This is a genomic window from Virgibacillus indicus, assembly GCF_002266285.1.
Classification (GTDB): domain Bacteria; phylum Bacillota; class Bacilli; order Bacillales; family Amphibacillaceae; genus Virgibacillus_K; species Virgibacillus_K indicus.
Map to the genome: position 1 here is coordinate 1 of NZ_NPMS01000020.1, position 4812 is coordinate 4812.

General features: G+C 52.2%; 2 rRNA genes. Both read right to left on the reverse strand.

Annotated elements, in window-relative coordinates:
- Nucleotides 1-6: 6 nt before the first annotated feature.
- Nucleotides 7-2925: ribosomal RNA gene (locus CIL03_RS19220) — 23S ribosomal RNA — on the reverse strand.
- A 185-nt stretch (nt 2926-3110) separates the two neighbouring features.
- Nucleotides 3111-4676, reverse strand: a 16S ribosomal RNA gene (locus CIL03_RS19225).
- Together the 16S and 23S rRNA genes form the textbook arrangement of a ribosomal RNA operon.
- Between the last annotated feature and the right edge of the window lie 136 nt (nt 4677-4812).

Here is a 4812-nt window from a genome sequence, read left to right on the forward strand (position 1 = left end):
AAGAAGTTAGTTAAGTCCTCGATCGATTAGTATCCGTCAGCTTCACGTGTCACCACGCTTCTACCTCGGACCTATCAACCTCATCGTCTCTGAGGGATCTTACTCACTCGAAGTGATGGGAAGTCTCATCTTGAGGGGGGCTTCATGCTTAGATGCTTTCAGCACTTATCCTTGCCACACGTAGCTACCCAGCAATGCTCCTGGCGGAACAACTGGTACACCAGCGGTGTGTCCATCCCGGTCCTCTCGTACTAAGGACAGCTCCTCTCAAACTTCCAACGCCCACGACGGATAGGGACCGAACTGTCTCACGACGTTCTGAACCCAGCTCGCGTACCGCTTTAATGGGCGAACAGCCCAACCCTTGGGACCGACTACAGCCCCAGGATGCGATGAGCCGACATCGAGGTGCCAAACCTCCCCGTCGATGTGAACTCTTGGGGGAGATAAGCCTGTTATCCCCGGGGTAGCTTTTATCCGTTGAGCGATGGCCCTTCCATGCGGAACCACCGGATCACTAAGCCCGACTTTCGTCCCTGCTCGACTTGTAGGTCTCGCAGTCAAGCTCCCTTCTGCCTTTACACTCTGCGAATGATTTCCAACCATTCTGAGGGAACCTTTGGGCGCCTCCGTTACTCTTTGGGAGGCGACCGCCCCAGTCAAACTGCCCGCCTGACACTGTCTCCGGACCGGATCACGGCCCTGGGTTAGAATGTCCATACAGCCAGGGTGGTATCCCACGGCTGCCTCCACGTAAGCTGGCGCTCACGCTTCGATGGCTCCCACCTATCCTGTACAAGCTGCACAGACATTCAATATCAGGCTACAGTAAAGCTCCACGGGGTCTTTCCGTCCTGTCGCGGGTAATGCGCATCTTCACGCATAGTATAATTTCACCGGGTCTCTCGTTGAGACAGTGCCCAAGTCGTTGCACCTTTCGTGCGGGTCGGAACTTACCCGACAAGGAATTTCGCTACCTTAGGACCGTTATAGTTACGGCCGCCGTTTACTGGGGCTTCGGTTCTAAGCTTCGGACCAAAGGTCCTAACTCTTCCCCTTAACCTTCCAGCACCGGGCAGGTGTCAGCCCCTATACTTCGCCTTTCGGCTTCGCAGAGACCTGTGTTTTTGCTAAACAGTCGCTTGGGCCTATTCACTGCGGCTCCATGTAAATGAAGCACCCCTTCTCCCGAAGTTACGGGGTCATTTTGCCGAGTTCCTTAACGAGAGTTCTCCCGCTCACCTTAGGATTCTCTCCTCGCCTACCTGTGTCGGTTTGCGGTACGGGCACCTATGAACTCACTAGAGGATTTTCTTGGCAGTGTGAAATCAGGAACTTCGGTACTCAATTTCCCTCCCCATCACAGCTTGAAATTGCCAGACGGATTTGCCTATCTGACTTTCTCACTGCTTGGGCGCACACATCCATCGGTGCGCTTTCCTTATCCTTCTGCGTCCCCCCATCGTTCAAACGCTCATGAGGTGGTACAGGAATATCTACCTGTTGTCCATCGCCTACGCCTTTCGGCCTCGGCTTAGGTCCCGACTAACCCTGAGAGGACGAGCCTTCCTCAGGAAACCTTAGGCTTTCGGTGAAAGAGATTCTCACTCTTTTTTCGCTACTCATACCGGCATTCTCACTTCTAAGCGCTCCACCAGTCCTCACGGTCTGACTTCACAGCACTTAGAACGCTCTCCTACCATTGTTCGAAGAACAATCCGCAGCTTCGGTGATACGTTTAGCCCCGGTACATTTTCGGCGCAGAGTCACTCGACCAGTGAGCTATTACGCACTCTTTAAATGGTGGCTGCTTCTAAGCCAACATCCTGGTTGTCTGGGCAACTCCACATCCTTTTCCACTTAACGTATACTTTGGGACCTTAGCTGGCGGTCTGGGCTGTTTCCCTTTCGACTATGAACCTTATCACCCATAGTCTGACTCCCAAGGATAAGTAGCTGGCATTCGGAGTTTGACTGAATTCGGTAACCCGGTGAGGGCCCCTAGTCCAATCAGTGCTCTACCTCCAGTACTCTTTCCTTGAGGCTAGCCCTAAAGCTATTTCGGAGAGAACCAGCTATCTCCGTGTTCGATTGGCATTTCACCCCTACCCACACCTCATCCCCGCATTTTTCAACATACGTGGGTTCGGGCCTCCAGTCAGTGTTACCTGACCTTCACCCTGGACATGGGTAGATCACACGGTTTCGGGTCTACGACTGCATACTAATTCGCCCTCTTCAGACTCGCTTTCGCTGCGGCTCCGTGTCTTCCACTTAACCTCGCATACAATCGTAACTCGCCGGTCCATTCTACAAAAGGTACGCCGTCACCCATTAACGGGCTTCGACTACTTGTAGGCACACGGTTTCAGGTTCTATTTCACTCCCCTCCCGGGGTGCTTTTCACCTTTCCCTCACGGTACTGGTTCACTATCGGTCACTAGGAAGTATTTAGCCTTGGGAGATGGTCCTCCCGGATTCCGACGGAATTCCTCGTGTTCCGCCGTACTCAGGATCCACTCCGGAGGAAACTCTTTTTCGACTACAGGGCTCTTACCCGCTGCGGCTGATCGTTCCAGATCGATTCGTCTAAAGAATTTCTTTGTAACTCCAATGGAGTGTCCTACAACCCCAGAAAGCAAGCTTTCTGGTTTGGGCTGATTCCGTTTCGCTCGCCGCTACTTGGGAAATCGCAATTGCTTTCTCTTCCTCCGGGTACTGAGATGTTTCAGTTCCCCGGGTCTGCCTCATCTACCCTATGTATTCAGATAGATGTACTGTTCCATTACGAACAGCGGGTTTCCCCATTCGGAAATTCTCGGATCAACGTTTACTTACAACTCCCCGAGACATATCGGTGTTAGTCCCGTCCTTCATCGGCTCCTAGTGCCAAGGCATCCACCGTGCGCCCTTATTCACTTAACTAAATTACAATGAATAAGCTATTTTAAAAATTTAAATCGCTTTTGGTTTGATGTCGTTGTTACTCTTATTTAGTTTTCAAGGTACAAAAAGAGAGATTCGCATCCCTCAAAACTGAACCAAACAACACAGTATGTCCTTACCGAGAGATCCTGCGAGAGGATCTCTGGCGTTCCTTATTTCCTTAGAAAGGAGGTGATCCAGCCGCACCTTCCGATACGGCTACCTTGTTACGACTTCACCCCAATCATTGGTCCCACCTTCGGCGGCTGGCTCCAAAAGGTTACCTCACCGACTTCGGGTGTTACCAACTCTCGTGGTGTGACGGGCGGTGTGTACAAGGCCCGGGAACGTATTCACCGCGGCATGCTGATCCGCGATTACTAGCGATTCCGGCTTCATGCAGGCGAGTTGCAGCCTGCAATCCGAACTGAGAATGGTTTTATGGGATTTGCTTGACCTCGCGGTTTCGCTGCCCTTTGTTCCATCCATTGTAGCACGTGTGTAGCCCAGGTCATAAGGGGCATGATGATTTGACGTCGTCCCCACCTTCCTCCGGTTTGTCACCGGCAGTCACTCTAGAGTGCCCAACTAAATGCTGGCAACTAGACCTAAGGGTTGCGCTCGTTGCGGGACTTAACCCAACATCTCACGACACGAGCTGACGACAACCATGCACCACCTGTCACTCTGTCCCCGAAGGGAACACGGTATCTCTACCGCCATCAGAGGATGTCAAGACCTGGTAAGGTTCTTCGCGTTGCTTCGAATTAAACCACATGCTCCACCGCTTGTGCGGGCCCCCGTCAATTCTTTTGAGTTTCAGCCTTGCGGCCGTACTCCCCAGGCGGAGTGCTTAATGCGTTAACTTCAGCACTAAGGGGCGGAAACCCCCTAACACCTAGCACTCATCGTTTACGGCGTGGACTACCAGGGTATCTAATCCTGTTCGCTCCCCACGCTTTCGCTCCTCAGCGTCAGTTACAGACCAGAGAGTCGCCTTCGCCACTGGTGTTCCTCCACATCTCTACGCATTTCACCGCTACACGTGGAATTCCACTCTCCTCTTCTGTACTCAAGTCCTCCAGTTTCCAATGACCCTCCACGGTTAAGCCGTGGGCTTTCACATCAGACTTAAAAGACCGCCTGCGAGCGCTTTACGCCCAATAATTCCGGACAACGCTTGCCCCCTACGTATTACCGCGGCTGCTGGCACGTAGTTAGCCGGGGCTTTCTGGTCAGGTACCGTCAAGGTACCGCCCTATTTGAACGATACTTGTTCTTCCCTGACAACAGAGTTTTACGATCCGAAAACCTTCATCACTCACGCGGCGTTGCTCCGTCAGACTTTCGTCCATTGCGGAAGATTCCCTACTGCTGCCTCCCGTAGGAGTCTGGGCCGTGTCTCAGTCCCAGTGTGGCCGATCACCCTCTCAGGTCGGCTACGCATCGTCGCCTTGGTGAGCCATTACCTCACCAACTAGCTAATGCGCCGCGGGCCCATCTGTAAGTGGTAGCTAAAAGCCACCTTTCACCTTCTCACCAGGCAGTGAAAAGAATTATCCGGTATTAGCTCACGTTTCCGCGAGTTATCCCGATCTTACAGGCAGGTTGCCCACGTGTTACTCACCCGTCCGCCGCTCGTTCCACAAGCGTCACTCCCGAAGGAGATCAGCTTGCTTCCCGCGCTCGACTTGCATGTATTAGGCACGCCGCCAGCGTTCGTCCTGAGCCAAGATCAAACTCTCCAAAAAAGTTTGAATGGAATCGACACCAATCAATTCCATCAATTGTCTTAGCTTTTCAGAAGTGTTACCTTCTGAGTTTCTTAAAGAAAAAACAGTTCATGTTTTTCCTGACATACTGGTTGTTTTGTTCAGTTTTCAAGGA